The 22506-nt window shown below is 46.4% G+C and carries 19 protein-coding genes; 8 read left to right on the top strand and 11 right to left on the bottom strand.

Annotation, left to right across the window (positions count from 1 at the left end):
* Positions 1-59 precede the first annotated feature (59 nt).
* Positions 60-3209 carry a protein translocase subunit SecDF gene (gene secDF / locus GGU45_RS02395; RefSeq protein WP_435221663.1) on the bottom strand — a complete coding sequence of 1050 codons (3150 nt, stop codon included), beginning with the start codon at positions 3207-3209 and terminating at the stop codon, positions 60-62.
* Between the two features lie 232 nt (positions 3210-3441).
* Between secDF and GGU45_RS02390 the strand changes: the two genes are divergently transcribed.
* From GGU45_RS02390 to GGU45_RS02375, 4 genes are all read left to right on the top strand, one after another.
* Positions 3442-4632: a pyridoxal phosphate-dependent aminotransferase gene (locus GGU45_RS02390; RefSeq protein WP_435221661.1), complete on the top strand. Its 1191-nt coding sequence runs from the start codon at positions 3442-3444 to the stop codon at positions 4630-4632.
* A 366-nt stretch (positions 4633-4998) separates the two neighbouring features.
* Positions 4999-6963: a tetratricopeptide repeat-containing sensor histidine kinase gene (locus tag GGU45_RS02385; protein WP_435221659.1), complete on the top strand. Its 1965-nt coding sequence runs from the start codon at positions 4999-5001 to the stop codon at positions 6961-6963.
* A gap of 40 nt (positions 6964-7003) precedes the next feature.
* The gene (locus GGU45_RS02380; protein WP_435221657.1) at positions 7004-9109 is read left to right on the top strand and encodes a prolyl oligopeptidase family serine peptidase; all 2106 of its coding nucleotides are present in this window, start codon (positions 7004-7006) and stop codon (positions 9107-9109) included.
* A gap of 26 nt (positions 9110-9135) precedes the next feature.
* Entirely contained in the window at positions 9136-10389 is a 1254-nt protein-coding gene (locus GGU45_RS02375) for a YeiH family protein (protein WP_435221656.1), read from the top strand.
* Between the two features lie 352 nt (positions 10390-10741).
* Here GGU45_RS02375 and GGU45_RS02370 read toward each other — a convergent pair whose 3' ends face one another.
* From GGU45_RS02370 to miaB, 9 genes are all read right to left on the bottom strand, one after another.
* Complete coding sequence (locus GGU45_RS02370) at positions 10742-11050, bottom strand: helix-turn-helix domain-containing protein (protein WP_435221655.1); 309 nt, start codon at positions 11048-11050, stop codon at positions 10742-10744.
* Positions 11010-11372 (bottom strand): type II toxin-antitoxin system RelE/ParE family toxin, encoded by a 363-nt coding sequence (locus GGU45_RS02365; RefSeq protein WP_435221654.1) that lies wholly within the window; start codon positions 11370-11372, stop codon positions 11010-11012. The genes GGU45_RS02370 and GGU45_RS02365 overlap by 41 nt, the downstream gene beginning before the upstream one ends.
* Before the next feature lie 161 nt (positions 11373-11533).
* The gene (gene secG, locus GGU45_RS02360; protein ID WP_435221652.1) at positions 11534-11920 is read right to left on the bottom strand and encodes a preprotein translocase subunit SecG; all 387 of its coding nucleotides are present in this window, start codon (positions 11918-11920) and stop codon (positions 11534-11536) included.
* A gap of 3 nt (positions 11921-11923) precedes the next feature.
* Positions 11924-12661, bottom strand: a complete 738-nt coding sequence (locus GGU45_RS02355; protein WP_435221651.1) for a DUF8458 domain-containing protein — start codon at positions 12659-12661, stop codon at positions 11924-11926.
* Between the two features lie 3 nt (positions 12662-12664).
* Complete coding sequence (gene lptE, locus GGU45_RS02350) at positions 12665-13192, bottom strand: LPS assembly lipoprotein LptE (protein WP_435221650.1); 528 nt, start codon at positions 13190-13192, stop codon at positions 12665-12667.
* Positions 13173-14429, bottom strand: a complete 1257-nt coding sequence (locus GGU45_RS02345; protein WP_435221648.1) for a sigma-54 interaction domain-containing protein — start codon at positions 14427-14429, stop codon at positions 13173-13175. Before GGU45_RS02345 ends, lptE begins: the two co-directional genes overlap by 20 nt.
* Before the next feature lie 7 nt (positions 14430-14436).
* Positions 14437-14808 (bottom strand): HepT-like ribonuclease domain-containing protein, encoded by a 372-nt coding sequence (locus GGU45_RS02340; protein WP_435221646.1) that lies wholly within the window; start codon positions 14806-14808, stop codon positions 14437-14439.
* Positions 14798-15112, bottom strand: coding sequence for a nucleotidyltransferase family protein (locus tag GGU45_RS02335; protein ID WP_435221645.1), 315 nt, complete (start codon positions 15110-15112; stop codon positions 14798-14800). Before GGU45_RS02335 ends, GGU45_RS02340 begins: the two co-directional genes overlap by 11 nt.
* A gap of 11 nt (positions 15113-15123) precedes the next feature.
* On the bottom strand, positions 15124-16551 hold the full coding sequence (miaB, locus tag GGU45_RS02330) for a tRNA (N6-isopentenyl adenosine(37)-C2)-methylthiotransferase MiaB (protein ID WP_435221643.1): 1428 nt from the start codon (positions 16549-16551) through the stop codon (positions 15124-15126).
* A 272-nt stretch (positions 16552-16823) separates the two neighbouring features.
* Here miaB and GGU45_RS02325 point away from each other — a divergent pair, with 272 nt between their 5' ends.
* The gene (locus GGU45_RS02325) at positions 16824-17312 is read left to right on the top strand and encodes a ribonuclease H-like YkuK family protein (RefSeq protein ID WP_435221642.1); all 489 of its coding nucleotides are present in this window, start codon (positions 16824-16826) and stop codon (positions 17310-17312) included.
* 129 nt (positions 17313-17441) lie between these two features.
* On the opposite strand, the gene GGU45_RS02320 is transcribed toward GGU45_RS02325, so the two are convergent.
* On the bottom strand, positions 17442-18485 hold the full coding sequence (locus tag GGU45_RS02320) for a fatty acid desaturase family protein (RefSeq protein WP_435221640.1): 1044 nt from the start codon (positions 18483-18485) through the stop codon (positions 17442-17444).
* Between the two features lie 156 nt (positions 18486-18641).
* Here GGU45_RS02320 and GGU45_RS02315 point away from each other — a divergent pair, with 156 nt between their 5' ends.
* The 3 genes from GGU45_RS02315 to GGU45_RS02305 all read left to right on the top strand — a co-directional run bounded on the left by GGU45_RS02315 (position 18642) and on the right by GGU45_RS02305 (position 22506).
* Positions 18642-20342 carry an NAD+ synthase gene (locus tag GGU45_RS02315; protein ID WP_435221638.1) on the top strand — a complete coding sequence of 567 codons (1701 nt, stop codon included), beginning with the start codon at positions 18642-18644 and terminating at the stop codon, positions 20340-20342.
* A 151-nt stretch (positions 20343-20493) separates the two neighbouring features.
* Positions 20494-21495 carry an AAA family ATPase gene (locus tag GGU45_RS02310; protein ID WP_435221636.1) on the top strand — a complete coding sequence of 334 codons (1002 nt, stop codon included), beginning with the start codon at positions 20494-20496 and terminating at the stop codon, positions 21493-21495.
* A 126-nt stretch (positions 21496-21621) separates the two neighbouring features.
* Positions 21622-22506 (top strand): DUF58 domain-containing protein, encoded by an 885-nt coding sequence (locus GGU45_RS02305; protein ID WP_435221634.1) that lies wholly within the window; start codon positions 21622-21624, stop codon positions 22504-22506.

The following is a 22506-nucleotide window of genomic DNA, read 5'->3' as shown; positions in this document are numbered from 1 at the left end:
ATACAAAAAAACCGTACCAGGTTCTGGTACGGTTTCTATTAGTTATTATTAACGGCTGTTTACGAATGCTCCGGCTGAGCTTTAGCAGCTGCAGCGTTGTTCTTCTTTTTCCGCGATAAACCTCCTTTAAGGTCTACCAGCACGGGAGCTGCTACAAAGATAGATGAGTATACCCCGGTAACAACACCGATCAGCATTGCAAATGCAAAACCTCTAACGGCTTCGCCACCGAAGATAAACAGGATCAATACCGTAATGAATACGGTGAAGGAAGTCATAATGGTACGGCTTAGCGTGTCATTGATGGCTTTGTTCACCAGCGTTTTCTGATCCAGGTTGGGGTACAGTCTTCCGTCTTCACGGATCCGGTCAAATACCACCACCGTATCATTCATAGAGAAACCGATAACGGTGAGGATGGCCGCAATAAAATGCTGGTCGATCTCCAGTGGGAAGGGTACCCACTCTCTTGCATAGGAAAATACGATAAGCGTTACCAGGGCATCATGCAGCAGCGAGAAGATGGTACCCAGTGAATACCGCCAGTCGCGGAACCGGAGGAAGATGTACAGGAAGATGGCCAGGATTGCCAGCACCGTGGCTGTTACGGCACCTCTCTTTAAATCATCCGATATGGTGGGTAATACCTTGTTGGTTTTTAGCTTGTACTTTGTATCAAACTGGTCGTAAGTAGTGCCTTGCGGGAGATAGGATTTCAATCCTTCGAATAACTTATGCGATACAATAGAGTCCGCTTTTGTCGTATTCGGATCTGTGATTAAATAGGAGGTGGTGATGTCCAGCTCGCTTGCATCGCCCACGGTTTTAACAAAGGGGTTTTCGTCTTCAAAGGTTGCTTTTAAATCAACCTTTAATTTTTCCACATCAACCTTTTTCCCAAAGTCAACCCGGTAGGAGCGTCCCCCATTAAATTCAACACCGTAATCAAAACCATGGAAAATGGTTCCGATGGACAACAGCAGGATCACTACCGAGATACCGTAAGCTATCTTTCTGAACTCGATGAATTTAAAAGCGCTGTGTTTGAAGATGCTGCGGCTCAGACCGGTGAAGTATTTAAGATGATGGTTCTTATTGGTGAACCAGTCGGTTACCCAACGGCTTACCAGGATACCACAGAAGAGGGACAGCAACAGACCCAGGATCTGCGTGGTTGCAAAACCCTTTACCGGGCCCAATCCGAAGTAATAAAGGATAAAGGCTGTGATCAGCGTGGTTACGTGTCCATCCAATACCGGCGCCAGGGAGCGGTTATAACCATCGTTGATGGCCGATATATAGCTCTTGCCCTTGGTCAGTTCTTCTTTGATCCGTTCGTAAATAATTACGTTACTGTCCACCGCCATACCGATGGTCAGTACCAGACCCGCGATACCCGGGGCGGTAAGTGTGGCGCCCAGTCCTGCAAGTACACCTATGGTAAAGAGCAGGTTTAAGATCAGCGCAATATTGGCTACCCATCCACTGGTATTGTAGTAAATGAGCATTAATATGAATATTACGATAAAGGAGATGGTAAAGGACATCAGACCTCCCTTAATGGCCGCTTCACCCAGGGTGGGTCCAACGGTTTCATCCGAAACGATCTTGGCGGGGGCAGGAAGCTTACCAATCTTGAGAATATTGGCCAGGTCTTTTGCTTCTTCTGCCGAGAAATTGCCGGAGATACTGGAGCGGCCGCCTTCGATAACATCGTTTACAACAGGAGCAGAATACACCTGGTTGTCTACCACAATGGCAATATGTTTGCCTTTATTGGTACGGGTCATATCGGCCCATACACGGCTTCCGATGGCATCCATTTCAAGAGATACATTGGTTTTGCCCGACTGGTCATAATCGGCTCCTGCATTGGTTACGTGCTCACCTTCCAGTTTAGCTTTATCGCGACCACCTGTTTTGATGGCATAGAGCGCCACCATATTGCTTTTTTTGTTACCTACTTTATCGGGCATGCCATACATCCAGGCAATCTCCGAAGGGAACTGCGACCGGATAGACGGAGCTGTAAGCATGGCTCTTACGTCGGCTGTATCTTTGATATTTACCTGCCCTATAATGCCCATATCTGCCAGGCCTCCCTTTTCATCCATAGGAGGAATGAGGGTGCCCCAGATATGTTTTTTCAGTTCCTGCTGCTGGCTGGCCATAGCATCTTCAGCCTTTGCTGATTTTTTATCGGCATTGGCCAGTTGCGATAGCTGGTCCTGTAATTTTTTTGCGGTATCTGTCCCTGTTGTTTTAGCAGTATCTGCTTTGGCAACGGCACCGGCGGCAACACCAGCCGAGTCTGTTTGGGCCGTACTGTCTTTTGCTGATTTACCCGCGTTCTGCGCAAAATAGATCTCATCGGCCTTCTGAAGGTTGCCCCACAGTTCGGAAATGTTGTACACTTCCCAGAACTGAAGGTTGGCGGAAGCCTGCAGGTTTTTACGTACGCGCTCTTTGTCCTGAACACCGGGCAGCTCTACTGAAATGATCTGCTTGCTGGGGTCCGGGTTGATGCTGGGTTGCGCTACGCCAAATTTATCGATACGGGTTGTGATCAGGCGGGCCGTGTTATCAAAAGCCGCCTTGGCCTGTTCCTGAAGAAACCGGGTGACCTTGGCGTCATTATCAGTTACTTTAAGGTTTTCGCGGTTGGCTGTAGCAAACAGCGAAGCCAGTGGCGTATTAGGACTTAACTTCTTAAATTCTTCAACAAAGAGGGTTATAAAGTTGGCATCACTATTCCCCTTACGGTTATCTGCGTTTTGCAGCGCCTTTAAAAAGTTAGGGTCTTTTGAATTGTTGGCCAGCGTTTGGAGCAATCCGTTCATCTCCACTTCCATGGTCACGTTCATACCACCCTGGAGGTCAAGGCCCAGGTTCAGCTCTTCTTCCTTTGCTTTCTGGTAGCTGATGGCACCGGTAATTCCATAGGTAATGGTTTCATCTTTAGTGCTGTCTTTTAAACGGCTCAGGCGATCGTTGTAATGCTGGTTCAGCTCTTCCTGGTACACATCCTGGGAATCCTTGTTGGAGGGGAATTTTTGGGCAGCAGTCTGGTAATTTGCATTTACATAATTGTGCGCAATTTTCTCCAATTTCTTTTCGTGGTTGCGAACAAACCATGTAAATGACAGCTGGTAGAGTGAGTAGATAATAAGTAAGATTGTAAAAAATCTAACCAGTCCTTTGAGTTGCATACGTATTTGTTATTTAATCTTTGGTTCCTCTTTAAATTTAAAGGGGGCAAAGATAAGGTTTATAGACATATAGTGGATTTGGTTTTATAAACGGTTTTTATGCTGTTGAAATTTTTATTAAACGGATGATTTTATAGAATATTTCGATTTTTTAAGATTTGGAGTTCGAAGCTGTCTTTGTAACCCCTAAATTTGCGTGAATTTGTTTAAAATTAATCCATAAACGTTTAAAATGGCATTATCTTCTCTCTTACAGCGTTTTAGTGAACCCGAAACGTTGAAAATGGCCAAATTAGGCCGCGAACTGAGAGCCCAGGGGATCGATGTGATCGATCTGAGCCTGGGTGAACCCGATTTTGATACCCCCCAGCATATCAAAGAGGCGGCCATAAAGGCCATTAATGATAACTGGAGCCACTATTCCCCGGTTGCGGGGTTCCCTGATGCCCGTGAAGCCGTTTGTACCAAACTGAAAAGAGACAACAACCTGGATTACAAGCCGGAACATATTGTGATTTCAACTGGTGCCAAACAGAGCCTGGCCAACGTGATACTGGCCCTGGTAGACGATGGTGAAGAAGTAATCATTCCTACTCCTTATTGGGTTACCTATTCCGAACTGGTAAAGATTGCCCGTGGTAAAGTTGTGGAGATCCGGACAACGATGGATAAGAAGCTGAAAATTTCGGCAGCAGACCTCGAAGCAGCGATTACACCCAATACCAAGGCTTTCCTGTTTTCATCTCCCTGTAACCCTTCCGGGGCCGTATACAGCAAAGAAGAGCTGGCCAGTCTGGTAGAAGTATTTAAAAAGCACCCGCAGATCTACATCATTTCGGATGAGATCTACGAATATATCAATTATGTGGGCAAGCACGAAAGCATTGCGCAGTTTGACGAGATCAAAGACCGCGTGATTGTAGTAAACGGCCTGGCAAAGGGGTTTGCCATGACCGGCTGGCGTATCGGTTACACCGCATCCACCGTTGAGGTGGCCAAGGGTATGGAGAAGCTGCAGGGGCAGATCACCAGCGGCACCAATACCATTGCACAAAAAGCAACTGTTACAGCGCTCACGGCAGACCTGACGCCTTCCATGGAAATGACAAAGGAATTTACCCGCCGCAAACAACGGGTAATGGAGTTGATCAGCGATATTCCGGGTATTAGCTGTACGGAGCCCGATGGTGCCTTTTACATCTTCCCGGATATGAGCAGCTATTTTGGAAAATCTGATGGCGAAACCACCGTTGGCAACTCGGCGGATCTTTGCATGTACATCCTGAATAAGGCGCATGTGTCCTCCGTTATGGGCGCGGCTTTTGGCGAACCCAATTGTGTGCGTTTTTCCTTTGCCAACAGCCTGGAGAAAATAGAAGAAGGCTGGGCCCGTATCAAAAAGGCATTGGCCCTGCTGAAATAAATAGAATGACCGAACGCAATTGAAAGAGGTTGTCTCAAAAGTCGCTTTGCCGCATGATGTCGTTCTGAAGATGTCATCCCGGGCTTGACCCGGGATCTATTCTTGTTTCAGCATCTATTGACGAAGAATCGTCTTTAGATACTAAAACAATCCCGAAGGTTTGGGACGGCATGACAAAATAAAGACTTTTGAGACAGCCTCTTCATTTTTCCGGAGCGTTCAACTTTCTGCGTTTGCTTCGGACCGGTGCTAACTGCTGATCGCCCAAAAGTTGAATGCTGGTTGCCGGCAGCTATTTTGAGCGGATTTTAGTAACTTTAAGCGCCGGATCCAAGAAAAAGTCAGTCTGCATTCCTACAACTAAATATGAAAATCTTTCTTCCCTATGGTTTGCTTTTATTAGCCGGGCTGCTGCTGCTTGCTCCGGCCGGTACAATATGGTCGCAGACAAAAGGGCCGGTCCACCTGGAAGCGATGGCATTGCTGCACCAACCCGACAGCAGGTCCAAGGTAGATTCGATCATCGCTTTTACCATGCGTAACCGCAAAAACAACCTTATGGATACCCTGTTTAAGGCGGGGTTTGAACTGGTAAAGAGGTTGGGATACCAGAGGGCAGAGCCCCGCTTGCTGGATGCCTACGGTGTGTATAACCGCGATTTTTCCAGGTACGCATTGGCGCTGGCCAACCACAAGGATAGCAGGGCCCTGGCGCATAAGCTGGGCGATATTACAACCGAGATCCATGCCACCAATAATATCGGTGTGGTGTACCGGAGGCTCGATGAAAACGGCAAGGCGCTTACCCTGCACATGGAAGCATTGCGGCTTGCAGAAAAAACAGGAGATGATTACAGCGCCAGCGTTTCTCTCAATAGCATTGGCAATATTCATATTGTTTTGGGAAACTATAATGACGCCATCCTGTACTTCCGTAAAAGTTTGCCCATAGCCCAAAGAGCGCATAATATGCTGGGAATGGCTATGAATTATAATAATATTGGTGAGGCCTATGAATATATGGGCAGGCTGGATTCGGCGGATAAATATTACAAAAGATCGCTTTATTATAACGAAAAGATCAATAGCCACAAGGGAATTGCCATTAGCTATAACTCCATTGGCAATGTTTTAAAAAAGCAGCACAGGATCGGCGAAGCCATTGCATTGTTTCAAAAGGCTAAACGGATTACCGATACGCTCGGCGATGGATTGTATCGCGCCAATAATTATAATAACCTGGGCAATGCATACCTGCTGATCAACCAATATGATAAGGCCAAAACCATGTTTTTTGATGCCTTGCTGATTGCCCGGGATATTGGCACCATGACGGAGATCAAAAGCGCCTATGAGGGCCTCATGAAACTGAATGAACAAACCGGCCACCCTGAGGCCGCATTGCTCTACAGCAAATTGTTTAAACAATACAGCGATAGCATCGTAACCGAGAGCAACAACCGCCATGTGCGGCAGATGGAAGCGATCTATGACACGGAGAAGGAAAAGGCGCGTATCGCCTTCCTGGAAGCCAACCGCGAAAAAGACAGTGTACTAAGGAAGAATGACAGGGTCTTTTTATTTGGCGCATTGATCCTGTCCCTGCTGATCCTGACTTCCGGCATCCTTTATTATTTACGCTACCGCCTGCTGGAGCGCAACAAAAGGCTGAGCCAGGAGCTGGAGATCCGGTCCCAGATCGCTTCCGACCTGCATGATGATATGGGATCTACGCTCAGCAGCATCCATATTTTTAGCGAACTGCTGCGGAAATCGGGCACGAATAAAGAAGAACTGCTAACAAAGATTGAGGCCAATGCAAAAGATACCCTGGATGCGCTGGATGATATTATCTGGCTGGTAAAACCCTCCAACGATAAATTCAGTAATCTTTGCCAGCATATACGGGAGTATGCCATACCCATGTTTCAGTCAAAAGGCATCCGGTTTAACATTGACTTCCCCGAATCCGTTTCGGAAATACCGCTACCGATGGACACCCGCCGGAATATTTTTCTTATTGTAAAAGAGACGGTCAATAACCTGGTTAAATATTCACGTTGCACGGATGCGTCTATTATAGCGCGCAATGAAGACACGGTGATCTTTTTTGCGATAAAGGACAATGGTATCGGGTTTGACCCCGAAAAACTAACCGACCGGAACGGTATAAAAAATATAAAGTCCCGGGCACAAAAGATTAACGCAGATATTAAAATTACAACCGCCTGCGGGGATGGCACCCTTGTTGAGTTTTGGGTGTCCAAAGAGAAGCTGGTGTATGAAAAACCGGCACCTGCGGCAGCAGGTATGAAAAATCATTCCCGGTAGAGAACCAGGGTGAATGTTACTTTTATTTAAATAAGCTTATATGAAGCATCTTTTTTACGTTTTATTTGTATTCCTGACGATGAAAACCATGGCACAGATCCAGTACCCGGTAACACATAAAGAAGTGGTTGCGGATGATTATTTTGGAACCAAAGTGGAGGACCCTTACCGCTGGCTGGAAGATGACAATGCTACCGCTACAAAAGCATGGGTGACCGCACAAAATAAAGTAACCGATGCTTACCTGTCGGCCATACCCTACCGGTCGGCTATTAAAAACAGGCTGGAAGCATTGTGGAATTATCCCAAATTTGGAGCCCCGTTTAGGAAAGGCAATTATTACTACTTTTATAAGAATGACGGGTTGCAGAACCAGGCGGTATTGTACCGGGTGAAGGATCTGAAAGGTGAGCCCGAAGTTTTTATAGACCCCAATACATTAAACAACGAAGGCATTGCGGCATTGAGCGGCCTGTCGTTTACCAAAGATGGAAGGTTGTGCGCGTATTCCGTATCAAAGGCCGGTAGCGATTGGAGCGAGATCTTCGTGATGAACACCGAAACCAAAACATTGCTGGCCGATAAGATTAACTGGACCAAGTTTGGTGGTGTAGCCTGGAAAGGCAATGACGGTTTTTATTACAGTGCCTATGACGAACCGGATGAAAAATCAAAACTGAGCAAAAAGAATGAGTTCCAGAAAGTATTCTATCACCGGCTGGGTACTTCGCAAAAAGAAGATGTGATTATTTACCAGGATAAAGAACATCCTTTACGCTATTTTGGGGTAGGGCTTACAGAAGATCAACGGTTCCTGATCCTGAACGTAACCGAAGGTACCAGTGGCAGTGAGCTTTGGTACCGCGACCTTCATAACCCCGCGCAACAGGAATTTGCGCTGCTGGTAAAAGGTTTTGATACCGAGTGTTCCGTAATCGAAAATAAGGGAGGACTGCTTCTGGTGAATACAAATTACGAAGCGCCGAATTACCGGGTTGTATTGATCGACCCTATGAAGCCGGAACGAGGCCGTTGGAAAACGGTAATTCCCGAGCAAAAAGAGGCATTGCAGGGCGTGGGTACTGCGGGAGGCAACCTGTTTGCCAGCTATCTCAAAGACGCCGCATCTAAAATTGTACAGTATGATTTTGACGGTAAGCGGATCCGGGATATTGCGCTGCCGGGAATTGGTACTGCGGGGGGCTTTGGAGCCGATGAGGAAGACCGGACCTTTTATTATTCTTATAGTTCTTTTGCAACACCACCGGCAATCTATGAATACGATATTGCCTCAGGAAAGTCCACGCTGTATAAAAAAACGGCTCTTAGCTTAAACACGGACGATCTGGTAACGGAGCAGGTATTCTTTAAAAGCAAGGACGGGCAGCGGGTGCCCATGTTCCTGACGTATAAAAAAGGGCTGAAGAAAGACGGGAATAACCCGGTGCTGTTGTATGGTTATGGCGGCTTCAATATCCCTATGACGCCGGGATTTAGCGTCAGCAACGCATTTTTTGTGGAACAGGGCGGTATTTATGCAGTAGTAAATCTGAGAGGAGGCAGCGAATATGGAGAAGCATGGCATAAGGCCGGGATGCTGCTGAAGAAACAAAATGTATTCAATGATTTTATTGGCGCTGCAGAATACCTGGTAGCCCAAAAATATACCAATAAGCATAAAATGGCCATGCGGGGAGGCAGCAATGGCGGATTGCTGGTAGGCGCGGTAATGACCCAGCGCCCCGATCTGTTCAAAGTGGCCATCCCACAGGTAGGGGTGCTGGATATGCTGCGCTTTCAGAAGTTTACGGTAGGCTGGGGCTGGACGGTTGAATATGGCAGTTCCGATTCTGCTAAATATTTTCCTTACCTGCACCGGTATTCGCCCTACCATAACCTGAAAAAAGGCACCAGCTACCCGGCTACATTAATCACAACCGGTGATCATGACGACCGGGTAGTACCTGCACATTCCTTTAAATTTGCCGCCCGGTTGCAGGAGTATCATAGGGGCTCCAACCCGGTATTGATCCGTATCGAAACCAATGCGGGGCATGGCGCCGGAAAACCAACCAGCAAGGTAATTGAAGAGGCCGCCGATATCTGGGCTTTTACTATGTACAAACTGGGAATGAAGTTTAAATAATGATCATTTAAAAAATTAAATAGGTAATGACGCAAACAAAAAAAACAGTGATGCACGAGGATTGGGCTGTTGTTGTATTGGGAGGCCTTATTATTGCGCTGGCCCTTTCAGGGCTGGTAATTCCTGTGCCCGCTTATTCCTGGAAGAACGGCACCGATCTTACAACAACCGTATTTTCGACATCCAACCTCGGGGCCATCGGAATGCAGCTGCTGATTGTTTTACCCGTGGCGATCCTGGCGGCCCTGCTGATTGGCAAACCCGTAAAAACAACGGCTCCGGTATTCGGCTTCATTTTTATTATTACACAGGTGGCCCTGGTATTGGCAGGCAATAGCGTGATGCGGGATCTGAACCTGGAAGCGGTGATCTTCAGCCTGGCGCTTGGTTTGATCATTGGCAACTGCTTCCGGTTACCGGCCTGGGTCCGTGAAGTGCTGAACGCCGAGCTCTATGTGAAAATAGGCCTGGTATTGCTGGGCTGCGCGGTTATTTTTTCGGATGTGATGAAAGCCGGGGGGCTGGGCCTGATACAGGCGCTTGTTGTCGTATTGTCTGTATGGTATTTTGCGTTCTGGTTGTGCCGCAAATTGAAGGTGGATGATGATCTGACGATGATGATCTCCAGTGCGGTTTCTATTTGTGGTGTATCTGCCGCTATTGCCACCTCCGGTGCCATCAAAGGCGATTCAAAAAAATTGTCCTATGTGATCTCCATGGTGCTGGTTACCGCAGTACCCATGATGATCTTTATGCCCGTAATTGCCAATTACTTTAATTTTCCCGAGCAGGTAACGGGCGCCTGGCTGGGTGGAAGCATTGATACCTCCGGCGCAGTAGTGGCTTCCGGGTCGCTTGTAGGGGAAGAGGCGCTCAAGATCAGTACGATCGTAAAATTTTCGCAAAATGTACTGCTCGGCATTGCAGCCTTTGCGATTTCCGTTTACTGGACCTACACAAAAAGCAATACAGCCGGCAGCCAGGAAAAGCCCACGTTGCGGCTGATTTGGCAGCGGTTCCCCAAGTTTATCCTGGGTTTTATAGGCGCTTCGCTATTGTTTTCGTTTTTTATAACGCCCGAAGTAAATGCTTCAGTGAAAAGCGGGCTTAAAAGCATCCAGGGATTATGGTTTGGATTGGCATTTACCAGTATTGGTCTGGAAACGCGGTTTGCCGACCTTTTTAAAAATAATAGCCGAAAACCGCTTTGGGCATTTCTGATTGCGCAAACGTTTAATGTGATCATTACACTGATTATTGCATTCCTGCTTTTCCGGTGATATGATATATGAAGTGAGATGTTTGAAGTGAGATGTTTGAAGTGAGATGGCTGAAGTGAGATGGCTGAAGTGAGATGGCTGAAGTGAGATGGCTGAAGTGAGATGGCTGAAGTGAGATGGCTGAAGTGAGATGTTTGAAGTGAGATGGCTGATGAACCTTCTAAGATACGAAGACCGCGTTAACAAACGCCCCTCACCATTTTCAGATTTTCAAATCAGCACATTTCCACATTAAGATAAACAAACAACCCTGTTAGTACCGAACCTCAAACGCTAAACGGTGAACAGTCCATCGAGTATAAAAACGGATCACAGCTTCAACTTCAAAATAGGCATTGGATCCGAATTAAATTTAAAAGTTCAAAGTTAGTTTTAAACGGCCTCCAAGTCCGGTCTGGATAATTTTCATCAGGGTTGAGAGCCGGATATCGCTGGCATTGTTCTCTATTCTTGAAATATATGATTTGTTTGTTCCGCATTTTTCGGCGAGTTCTTCCTGTGTCATACCCAGTTTAAGTCTTGCTTCTTCAAGTAAAATACCAAGCCGGAAGGTTTCAAATTCCTGCTCCCATTGTTCTCTCTTTGCAGCTCCGCGTTCTCCGTATTTTTTATCGAGAATTTCATTGAGTGTTGTGCTGCTGTTGTCGTTTTTCGCTTTCATATTCTTTTTTTATTTTTAATGCTTTTTCAATTTCTGTTCCTGGAGTTTTTTGTTTTTTCTTCTGAAAGCCATTACCCAATATGATCAGGTTCCCATCATCGAAAAAAGCGAATATCCTAAAGATGTTTCCGTTCATTTCTACGCGAACTTCATAAAGGCCATTTGTTCCGGTTATATGATCGAAGTATTTCCTGGGTACCCGGTCAATGGCTTTTAAAAGTTGCAGGGTCCATTCTATTTTCCGCTGAACCTCGTCCGATTGTTCCTCATAAAAGTCCAAAAAATAGCGCTTATAGGCAATGACCTGCCGGATGTTTTTCATAAGGCAAAGTTAACCAATTAGACAACATTTTAAAATATTTTATTTTTTAAGAAACTTTTGGCTTCAGTTCACCGTTGCGAGCGATGTTTTTAGGCTCGATGTGCTGGCAAAAAAAAATCCCGGCAATTGCCAGGACAATAATTTTTTAAGTTACGGAAGCATTACTTTCCGGACCCTGGTTTGGGTGCAGGTTGGGCTGGTTGCTGCTGAACACCGTTGCTAAACGGAACAGCAGGAGCCGCCTGCGGCTGCGCTTGTTGTACCGGTTGGGTGCTGATGTCTTTTAAACGGCCATTGGTTGCGCCGCCGCCCGCTTTGGTACCGGAAACAAAAAATGTGGAAAACAGGCAAAGCACACCAATCACTGCTGCAAAAATCCAGGTACCTTTCTCCAGCACATCATTGGTTTGTTTTACTCCCATAAACTGGCTGCTTACGCCGCCAAAAGTTCCTGCCAGGCCACCGCCTTTGGGATTCTGAATCAGGACGATAAAGCTTAAAATAACACAAACCAGTATGATCAATATTACAAATAAGGTTGTTAACATGAATTATTTCTTTAGATGTTCAATTTTCGCTGCAAAATAAGCTCTTTTAGAGGGATTTAGCAAACTTAATTTTTGATAGATTTCGATGGCCTTGGCTTTATTGCCCTGTTTAGCCCAAACCTCGGCCATGGTGGCGGTTTCCTCGTTTTGTCCGTTCAGCGATTTTTCGGCCATTTTTTCGATAACGGCCTCATTCTTAATGTTTAAACGGGTTCCTGAGTGGGCATCGGGGAGCCGGCGCATTTCTTTAAGCCAGGAGGTGAAACTTTTTAGCTGGCTTCCGAAACGGTCGCCGGAGCTGTCATCATTGAGCTGAATCCCCTGGGAGGCAAAATAGTCGACCGTATAATAAGGGGTAAAAAGCAGGTTGGCTTTTGTTGTATCCAGAGGCTCCAGTTTCAGGCCGGGGATAGCCAGTGGGGCTTCTGTTTCCGCTTCGGGTGGGGCCTGCGTTGTTTCGGAATCATTGGCTGTTACGGGAGGCGCTTCAGCAGCAGGCTGCCGCTGTTCTGAAAAAAACTGGTATTGGAGCAGCAGCGGATCTTTAAAATAAAGCAGGGATTTTTGCCATTGAGCGGCAAAGCCCGGGTCTTGTGCCTCCTTCAGACCGGCCGCCAGCAACAACTGGATAACGGGGGCATAGGGGTATTGCTGCGCCAGCTGCTTCAGGGTGGCTACAGGCATAGGATGCTGCTGATGGGGAAGCGTTGCCAAAGCAATGGCATTGATAAAATGATTCATAACTTACCAGTTGGAAAATATCCGGTTAAAAATATCGTCAGAAAGGCTTCGCAGCATTTCTGTTTTCAGTCCCTGCTCTGCCTGCTGAAGGGCCAGGGTTCCATTATAGTCGAAACTGCGGGTTACGTCATACTTGCTTACCTTTTGAGAACGGTTGTCCCGTACATCCACATGCACCCCCACGTTTAACCGGTTGGTATTGGCCCGCTGGTTAGAAATACCGGAGGTAGAGAAGGAGTAAGTGGTAATTGTACAATTAATATCCCAGTCCGCGTCGTCACCGTTTGTTTGTTTTAAACGGGTTTGGCTCACTATTTTTTGTTTGAGTTTTTCTGTTAGCTCCGGAGCCAGTTGCGGATTTACATAGGATGCTTTGTTCTGAATAATGCCAACGCGAACAACTTTGATAGTATCGGGTATACTCACATCCTTAAACTTATAAATGCCGCAGCCACTTTGAGCAAAGGCAAACAGGAATGCGGCAAATGCAGCCAGTGCCGCAAAAAAAACTTTATAGTTCTTCAATATCATATTCTTTTAGTTTTCTGTAAAGCGTGCGTTCGCTGATGCCCAGATCCAGCGAGGCGTCCTTGCGTTTGCCTTTATGCTTTTTGAGGGCTTTGATGATCAGTTCTTTTTCCTTTTCCATAATGTTGAGGCTTTCGTCTATTTCCTCATGCTCATCGATGCCGTTGTCCATAATTACAGGGGCAGCCGGTTGCGGCATGCTCAGCTGTACCGGCTGGTAGCTGGTGGCAGGCGCCGGCAGGTACCCTGATTCATGCCCGTTGCTCAGATCCTTAAGCTCGTTGATCAGCGATGGGTTCTGCGCGGCAACGGAGGGGTTTTGCAATACCTCGAGGAACATCCGCTTGAGCTCGTTTACGTCCTTCTTCATATCAAAGAAGAGCTTGTAAAGGATCTCCCGTTCATTTTGAAACTCATTTTGCGGCTGCGCGTGCGAGATCGCGGGCAGTCGGTTGTTGGAGTAGGGCTGAAGGTAGCGACCAAGTGCCCGGGCGGAGATCTGTTTATTCTCCGACAGTACGGATATCTGCTCGGCTATATTTTTCAGCTCCCGGATATTCCCCGGCCAGGGATATTCCAGCAAGAGGTTTTTGGCGTCTTCATCCAGCTGTACAGAAGCCGTTTTGTACTTGTCTGCAAAATCGGCTGCAAATTTTCTAAAAAGCAGCACAATGTCTTCTTTCCGGCTCGATAGCGAAGGTACCCGGATGGGGACGGTGCTTAAACGGTAGTACAGGTCTTCCCGAAACTTATTTTGCTCTACCAGTTTGAGCAGGTCCTTGTTAGTGGCGGCAATAACCCGCACGTCGGTCTTTTGCACCTTGCTGGATCCTACGCGGATATATTCACCGGCCTCCAGCACCCGCAGCAGCCGGGCCTGGGTGCCCAGGGGCATTTCGCCGATTTCATCCAGAAAAATAGTACCACCGTTTACGGTTTCAAAATAGCCTTTGCGTGCATCAACGGCCCCGGTAAACGAGCCCTTTTCATGTCCGAACAACTCCGAGTCGATCGTTCCTTCCGGAATGGCGCCACAGTTTACCGCAATAAAGGGATTGTGCTTCCTTGAGGAAAGCGAATGAATGATGGAGGAAAAGGCTTCTTTTCCCACACCGCTGTCCCCGATGATGAGTACCGTAAGGTCCGTATTGGCCACCTGTACGGCTACCTGTAACGCGTAGTTCAATTCAGGGGAATTTCCGATGATATTGAACCGGTTTTTTATTGATTGTAGATCCATTTAGTTATTATTCAAAATTGTCGGATAAAGTACCGGATCCTTCTCTGCTTATAAGTATTGCTGAAACTTCTTGCCTGAGTACCGGTAAATTTTTTTCAATTATTTTCCAAAGAATTTCAGGACTTACCAGATCATAATCGTGGGTGAGAATATGCCTGAGCCCAATGATCCTTTTTTTATCGGTGATGGCGAGCGTGGCGTCCATTTTATCTGCTTTCCAAAGAGCTTCACCAATAATTGCAAAACGTTGCTCAACAGCATCATAAACGGTATAGTTGTCTGAAAATTGTTTAACAGTATTGATCGTTTTGATATGGTAACGGATTCTTTCGATACTGAAATTAATGTCATTCAGGTATTTTAGTATTTCAGGCGGCATACAATAGTATTTTATCATCTTCAATTGATTGTCTGAAATATTTGTTCTTAATGGCATGTGCTACTACTAAGTCTACCTTCCGCCCGGTGATATCCTCCAGGGCAAACCATAAATCAAAGTAATCGAAGTTGTCCGGAGGCATACCGGTTTTATCCCTGTCGTATTCTATTATAAAATCAATATCGCTGTTTTCTGCAAAATCGGTATCCCTTGCTGCAGATCCAAACACATAGAGGGTCTTTACCTCCATTTTTTTACAGAGGTCAGTGATCCTGTTTATATTGTTGGTTATCTCCGGCGCCATGTTTATCAAATTTATACGATCACTCCAAACAGTGTTGCCTGGGTACAATCATTGATCAGTACCTGCACATAGTCGCCTTTTTTGTGCACACCATTTTCCTGTTTGGGAAAGATGATCACTTTGTTCTGAGAGCTACGGCCTACCCATTGTTCACTGCTTCGCTTACTGTCGCCATCGATCAGTACCTTGTAGGTTTTGCCAATGTCTTTTTTATAGTCGTTCAGCGATAACTGGTTTTGTTTTTCGATGATCTCCTGCAACCGCCGTTTTTTAACTTCCAGTGGAATATCGTCCTGGTAACGGCGCTGCGCCAGTGTGCCCGGCCGCTCGCTGTAATAGAACATATACCCATATACATAGTTACTATAATCCATTATGGAAAGCGTATCCTGGTGATCCTGCTCGGTTTCTGTACAAAAACCGGCAATAATATCGGAGGTGATGCTGCAATCCGGAAGGATCTCCCGGATACGGTCCACCTTCTTCATGTACCATTCGCGGGTATATGTGCGGTTCATCAGCTGCAATACACGGGTAGAACCGCTTTGTACCGGCAGGTGAATGCATTTGCAGATGTTTTCATACGCCGCCATAGTGTGCAGCACATCATCCGTAATGTCTTTCGGATGGGAAGTGGAAAACCGCACCCTTAATTCAGGAGATATCTGCGCTACCTGTTTCAACAGGTTCGCAAAGCTCACGGCATTGGCCTCTGTTCCATTGACAGGGATGTAGTGGTAGGAGTCTACATTCTGTCCCAGCAGCGTTACCTCCTTATATCCCTGGTCAAAAAGATCCCGGCACTCGTTAATGATGCTTTCCGCATCCCGGCTGCGCTCGCGCCCCCTTGTAAAAGGCACCACACAAAATGAGCACATGTTGTTACAACCCCGCATAATGCTCACAAAAGCACTGACGCCATTGCTGTTCAGGCGCACCGGTGCAATATCGGCATAGGTTTCCTCGCGGCTCAAAAGAACGTTTACGCTTTTTTGGCCCTCATTGGCTTCTTCTACCAGGCGGGGGAGACTGCGGTACGCGTCCGGGCCTACTACAATATCAACCAGCTTTTCTTCTTCCAGGAATTTGGACTTCAGACGTTCGGCCATACAGCCCAAAACGCCAATAAGGGTGCCGGGCTTGCCCGTCTTTAATTTTTTAAAATCGGTGAGGCGTTTGCGCACCGTTTGTTCTGCTTTTTCACGGATGGAACAGGTATTGATGAAAATGAGATCCGCATCCTCCACGTTCCTTGTTGCTCCAAAACCCTCCTTATTTAAAATAGCGGCCACTACCTCGCTGTCTGCAAAGTTCATCTGACAGCCGTAGCTTTCAATATAAAACCGTTTTCCATAGCTGTTAGGATCGTCTTTAAAGGGTGCAAACCGCTCACCCTGGCGTGCCTCATTGTGCACCTTTGTTGCTGTTAAATCTAACATACTGTATTTGTTCTTATGAAACCGCAAAGATAAGTAAATCTGTTGGTTGTATGACAGTATGGCAGTGGGAGAAATGTTAATTCCGGTTCCCGAACCGGAAAGGCGCTTGCCCGGATGCGGGTTGCAGGCATGGTTTTCCACATTTTTGGGGATAAGTGGAAAATATTTTTTATTATGGAAAGAACAGATGTAATAATTTACCGGAGAATTTCCCGCTGGGCGGATTTTATGAGGATGATGTTGCGGTTTAAAACAAGTAAAACCAGATACATATGCAGAATAAAACAAAGCAATGGCGAAAACTGACCGGTGAAAGAATTACCACCTATATTGAAGACGAACTGCTGGGCGTCATCCAGCGTGAACGCCAGCTGGGTAGCCAGCTAAAGGTATGCATCGGCACCGATAGCCAGGTAAAGGGCGCCGACACCGAATTTGCAACAGCCATCGTATTTATCCGCAAGGGGCGTGGCGGATTTATGTACCTTAATAATGAAACAACTCAGGAAAAAATGAGTATCCGGCAGCGGATGATGACGGAGGTAGCGCGGAGCATCGAAGTGGCCTATGCCCTCAGCGGCGTATTTAATACCCACCAGGTGGATATGGAAGTGCATGTAGATATTAACACCGACCCGATGTACAAGAGCCACGATGCTTTAAAGGAGGCTATCGGTTACATTACCGGGATGGGGTTTGTGTTTAAAGCCAAGCCGGAAGCTTTTGCCAGCTCCTGCTGTGCTAATAAAGTGGTTCAGTAGAAATCGTTGTTCCAGGTTTAAAGTTCAACGTTTAACGTTAGATCCAATTGAATACCCAATGTGCGATCCAATTTCCACATTTCCACTCCCGATAGCAATCGGGATTCAAATTTTCAAATTCAACTGGACCTAAACGATCCGCCGGGTGCGTTCTTTCATCAGAAAGATCGCCTGCTCGCGGGTTTCAAACATATTGTTGATGTTTACCAGGTTATCAGCAAGTTTGTTATAACGCTTGGTCATCAGGAAAATAAAAATATGCAGGTAATGTATCCCATCAAATACAATGGCTTTGCGGGCTGCAAATTCATCTTTCCGTTTTAAAAATTCACCAGGCATTTCAGTATAGTGCAAGCCGGGTCTGAGGTGGTGAATGATGTGGTAGCCATCGTTCCAGCAAGTCTGGTTATAAACAGTATTAATGCAGTTGATAGAATTGGTATAAAGGTTTTCGGGGTCGGAGCGGTCAATAAAGGAATGCTGTGTCCAGTTACCAAGCATCATCACAAAACGTGCAAATAACAAGGGAATAACAAATACTACCAGTGTAGCCTTAAGGTTCACAAAGCACATCAGCACACAAAATATCAAATAAGTGATTTCCCCAAAGGTGAGCCGCCTTGCAAGTTTTTTGCGGTTGCGTTTGGTGAGGTATTGAAACGTATCTTTTACCCCCGTAAATATGAAGTTGAAAAAATAAGAAAAAAAGCTTCGCAGGCTGTCACGTTGATAGTACATCGTACTGCTGTCATCGTGTTCATTATTATTCTCTACATGATGCATGCCCATGTGATGACTGAAATAACCTTCGGGGGCATGACCAAACAAAGGACAAAGGATCCAGGTTATATAATTGTGCGCTATATGCTGGAATTTTGGCTTAAACATCTTGCGGTGGCAAAGACAATGGAACATAAGCCCGAACCTGCCTTTAAAATAAAACTGAGCCAGGTAAAAATAGGGGATGGCCACGGACCACCAGTACCATTCGCTTAGCAGGGGTGTAAACAATAGAATTGCCAGCGGAACTACGGTAAGATGAATAAGGGTAAGCAGGTAAACAAAAGGCAGATCCCGTTTATCATTCATGATGCGCAGCCAGAAGCGCTCATAGACATTAAATGACTTTTTGGGCTTGTAAACGGGATCTGTCAATAAGGATAACGTTTTCATATTGGAAATTTCAATTTGTGCATACAGCAGCGCGGCAATATAAGCATTCTTTTTTTAAGGTGACCTGCTGGGGTTGTTATAGAACATGTTAAAGTATATTTGGCTTTATTGTTTGTTCTCATAAGGTTACATTTGTAACTATTAATTGGATACTTGATGAAAATTGCTTTAGCGCAACAGAATTATCATATCGGAAATTTTGATGTAAATGTGGAGAAGATCATTGCCGGGATCCAACAGGCGAGGAAGGCCGGAGCCGATCTTGTGGTATTTACCGAACTCTGTGTTTGCGGCTACCCTCCACAGGATTTCCTGGAGTTTGACGACTTTATCCGCGCCTGTGAAACGGCGGTGAACCGGGTTGCCATGCATACGGAAGGTATCGGCGTATTGATTGGGGCGCCCTGCCGCAATGAAAAGACAGAAGGGAAGGACCTGTATAACGCTGCCTTTTTACTTGAAAACGGAATCGTTAAAGGCGTGGTACATAAAACGTTGCTGCCTAATTATGATATTTTTGATGAGTACCGGTATTTTGAGCCGGCAGATCATTGGCAGGTATTGGAGTTCAGGGGTAAAAAGCTGGCGGTAACTATTTGTGAAGACATTTGGAACATGGGTGATAATCCTCTGTACCGCGTAACGCCCATGGATGAACTGATAAAGGTTCAGCCGGATCTCATGATCAACCTTTCGGCATCGCCTTACAATTATGCCCAGGATGTGGTGCGCAACAGCATTGTAAAAGCACATACATTAAAGTATGGACTGCCGATGGTTTATTGCAACACGGTTGGTTCGCAAACGGAAGTGGTATTTGATGGCGGAAGCCTGGTATATGACAACGCCGGCAACAAGATAAAGGAATGCCGGTATTTTGAGGAAGATTTTTATGTAGTCGAACTGGATACGCTTTTGGTAAACCCATCACAGGCGGCAACAGAAACGCCTATTTATTTTTCGGCATCGGAAGTAGGCTTGGGTAAGAACACGTTGGAATACCTGTCGGACGAAAAGAATATAGAAGAAATCTACCAGGCCCTGGTGCTGGGTATTAAAGATTATTTTGCCAAAATGGGCTTTACAAGAGCCCTGTTGGGGGCATCGGGGGGCATTGATAGCGCCCTGGTGCAGGCCCTGGCTGTAGATGCGCTTGGTAAGGAAAATGTTTGGGCCATATTGATGCCCTCACAATACTCTACCGGACATTCGGTAGCCGATGCCGAACAATTGAGCAGGAACCTGGACAATCCTTACAACGTCTTTCCCATAAAAAATATCTATGACGCTTTTTTGAACGAACTGGCGCCTGTTTTTAAGGATTTGCCTTTTAATGTTGCAGAGGAGAATATCCAGAGCAGGAGCCGCGGCAACCTGCTGATGGCCCTGTCGAATAAATTTGGGAACATCTTATTAAATACATCCAACAAAAGCGAACTGGCAACCGGCTATGGTACTTTGTACGGGGATATGGCCGGGGGGATTGGCGTATTGGGCGATGTGTATAAAACACAGGTTTACGCGCTGGCCCGGTACATCAACCGGAACCGGGAGGTGATACCGGAAAACATCATTATCAAACCGCCTTCGGCCGAACTGCGCCCCGGGCAAAAGGATAGCGATAGTCTTCCGGATTATGCAGACCTGGATACCATCCTGGTGGAATACATTGAAGGACGGAAGGGACCAAGGGAAATAGAGGCATTGGGGTTTGATGCTGCGCTGGTGGACAGGGTTCTGAAAATGGTAAACCGGAACGAATATAAAAGAAAGCAGTTTTGTCCCATCATCCGGGTCAGCTATAAAGCATTTGGCCCGGGCAGGCGCATGCCGGTGGTTGGGCAATACCTTTCGTAGCCTGTAACGCAATCCGGCAGGTTATTTGCAGAAAGGGAAGTGGTTGGGAGTGAATAGTGAAGGGGCAATAGTGAATAGGGGATGGATGGCCCGATGGCTAAAGGCCATCAGCCCGGATCCTGGAACTTGAATTTCAAATTTTAAAATAACTATGGCAAAAACGGGAGAAGAAATACGGCAATTGAATGAAAAAATAGTAGGAGCCGGCTATTTCGTAGACGCATTGCGCCAGGAAATAGGGCAGGTTATTGTAGGGCAGCACCATATGCTGGATCGCCTGCTGATTGGGTTGCTTAGCAACGGGCATGTGTTGTTGGAGGGCGTTCCGGGCCTGGCAAAAACCCTAACGATCAAATCCCTGGCTACGGCCATACACGCGGCATTTAACCGGATCCAGTTTACCCCCGATCTGCTGCCGGCCGATGTAATTGGTACACTGATTTATAACCAGCAGCAAAACGAATTTGTGGTACGAAAGGGCCCCATTTTTGCCAACTTTATCCTTGCGGATGAAATTAACCGGGCGCCGGCAAAAGTGCAATCGGCCCTGTTGGAAGCCATGCAGGAGCGGCAGGTAACTATTGGCGATCATACGTATAAACTGGATGATCCCTTCCTGGTGTTGGCAACGCAAAACCCGTTGGAGCAGGAAGGTACTTATCCGCTACCGGAAGCCCAGGTGGACCGTTTTATTATGAAAGTGATTGTTCGTTACCCGGAAATGCAGGAAGAACAGCTGATTTTGCGGCATAATGTGCAGGGCGAAAAGCTGCCCCCCATACGGCCGGTGGTGAATATTGAGGAGATACTGAATGCAAAAAGCCTGGTACGCGAAATCTATCTTGATGAAAAAGTAGAACAGTACATACTGGATATTGTTTTTGCCACCCGTTACCCCGGCAGGTATCAGCTGGAAAAACTGACCCCCCTGATTTCATACGGGGCCTCGCCGCGCGGAAGCATCAACCTGGCGCTCGCCGGCAAGGCCCAGGCTTTTTTGAATAAACGCGGATTTGTGATTCCTGAAGATATCCGCAGTGTGGTATATGATGTGCTGCGGCACCGGATCGGGCTTACCTACGAGGCAGAGGCAGAGAATATTGCGGCAGAGAATATTATTGATGAAGTGCTGAAGGCGGTAAATGTACCTTAGTGAGAGGTTGGGAGTTGGTGGTGAAAAGGTAGTGGTGAGATGTTGGTAGTGAGAGGTTGATAGTGAGAGGTTTGTAGTGAGATGTTTGTGGTGAGGAGTTAATGAATAGAAGCTAAAAAAAGATCATTGCGGACACGTGAAGAAATATTAAAAAAAGTACGGGAGCTGGAGATCAAAAGCAAAAAGCTGGCAACAGAATTGTTCTCCGGTGAGTATCATAGCGCTTTCAAAGGCAAAGGGATGTCTTTTAAAGAAGTGCGGGAGTACACACCCGGCGATGACGTACGCTTCATTGATTGGAACGTATCGGCGCGGATCGGACACCCGTTTAGCAAAATATTTGAGGAAGAACGGGAGCTGACGGTGATGCTGCTGATTGATATCAGCCGGAGCGGCTTGTTTGGTACCTCATACGGGCGTAAACGCGATGTAGCGGCAGAGATTGCCGCCGTGCTTTCGTTTTCAGCAGTAGCCAATGCTGATAAGGTGGGCGCCGTATTTTACAGCGACAAGATCGAAATGTATATTCCCCCAAAAAAGGGACGTCAGCATGCATTGTTTATTGTAAGGGAAATGCTGGGACTGGAGCCCTCGGGTAAGGGAACCAATACCGCTGCAGCAATCCGATTTTTGACCAACGCCATTAAACAGGGTTGTATTGCATTTGTGTTAAGTGATTTTATTGATGTCAATTACGAAGACGCATTGAGGGTGGCGGGGAAAAAACATGATCTGATCGGGATTAAGCTGTATGACCGGATGGATAAAGAATTGCCTGATGCCGGACTGATTCAACTGATGGATGCCGAAACCGGTGCACTCCAGTGGGTGGACTCAGGAAATGCTTATGTACGGAGGAAATATGAGGAGGCATTTTTCCGCATTACGGCCTATTGTGCCGCAGTTTTTAAAAAGGCCAACAGCGACCTGTTGCATCTGAAAACGGGAGATGACTATATACATGTGTTACGGCGTTTTTTCAAGAGCAGGGTTAAAGGAAGCATTAAATAA

This window comes from Niabella hirudinis, assembly GCF_051201075.1.
Lineage (GTDB): Bacteria > Bacteroidota > Bacteroidia > Chitinophagales > Chitinophagaceae > Niabella > Niabella hirudinis.
This window is presented reverse-complemented; position numbering and strand designations above follow the sequence as displayed.

Coding starts and splice junctions, on each gene's coding strand:
- GGU45_RS02380 (WP_435221657.1), top strand. CDS start 7,004: ATGAAGCATCTTTTTTACGTTTTATTTGTATTCCTGACGATGAAAACC.
- GGU45_RS02335 (WP_435221645.1), bottom strand. CDS start 15,112: ATGGCGCCGGAGATAACCAACAATATAAACAGGATCACTGACCTCTGT.
- miaB (WP_435221643.1), bottom strand. CDS start 16,551: ATGTTAGATTTAACAGCAACAAAGGTGCACAATGAGGCACGCCAGGGT.
- secG (WP_435221652.1), bottom strand. CDS start 11,920: ATGTTAACAACCTTATTTGTAATATTGATCATACTGGTTTGTGTTATT.
- secDF (WP_435221663.1), bottom strand. CDS start 3,209: ATGCAACTCAAAGGACTGGTTAGATTTTTTACAATCTTACTTATTATC.
- GGU45_RS02325 (WP_435221642.1), top strand. CDS start 16,824: ATGCAGAATAAAACAAAGCAATGGCGAAAACTGACCGGTGAAAGAATT.
- GGU45_RS02340 (WP_435221646.1), bottom strand. CDS start 14,808: ATGCCGCCTGAAATACTAAAATACCTGAATGACATTAATTTCAGTATC.
- GGU45_RS02320 (WP_435221640.1), bottom strand. CDS start 18,485: ATGAAAACGTTATCCTTATTGACAGATCCCGTTTACAAGCCCAAAAAG.
- GGU45_RS02385 (WP_435221659.1), top strand. CDS start 4,999: ATGAAAATCTTTCTTCCCTATGGTTTGCTTTTATTAGCCGGGCTGCTG.
- GGU45_RS02355 (WP_435221651.1), bottom strand. CDS start 12,661: ATGAATCATTTTATCAATGCCATTGCTTTGGCAACGCTTCCCCATCAG.
- GGU45_RS02365 (WP_435221654.1), bottom strand. CDS start 11,372: ATGAAAAACATCCGGCAGGTCATTGCCTATAAGCGCTATTTTTTGGAC.
- GGU45_RS02375 (WP_435221656.1), top strand. CDS start 9,136: ATGACGCAAACAAAAAAAACAGTGATGCACGAGGATTGGGCTGTTGTT.
- GGU45_RS02370 (WP_435221655.1), bottom strand. CDS start 11,050: ATGAAAGCGAAAAACGACAACAGCAGCACAACACTCAATGAAATTCTC.
- GGU45_RS02310 (WP_435221636.1), top strand. CDS start 20,494: ATGGCAAAAACGGGAGAAGAAATACGGCAATTGAATGAAAAAATAGTA.
- GGU45_RS02315 (WP_435221638.1), top strand. CDS start 18,642: ATGAAAATTGCTTTAGCGCAACAGAATTATCATATCGGAAATTTTGAT.
- lptE (WP_435221650.1), bottom strand. CDS start 13,192: ATGATATTGAAGAACTATAAAGTTTTTTTTGCGGCACTGGCTGCATTT.
- GGU45_RS02345 (WP_435221648.1), bottom strand. CDS start 14,429: ATGGATCTACAATCAATAAAAAACCGGTTCAATATCATCGGAAATTCC.
- GGU45_RS02390 (WP_435221661.1), top strand. CDS start 3,442: ATGGCATTATCTTCTCTCTTACAGCGTTTTAGTGAACCCGAAACGTTG.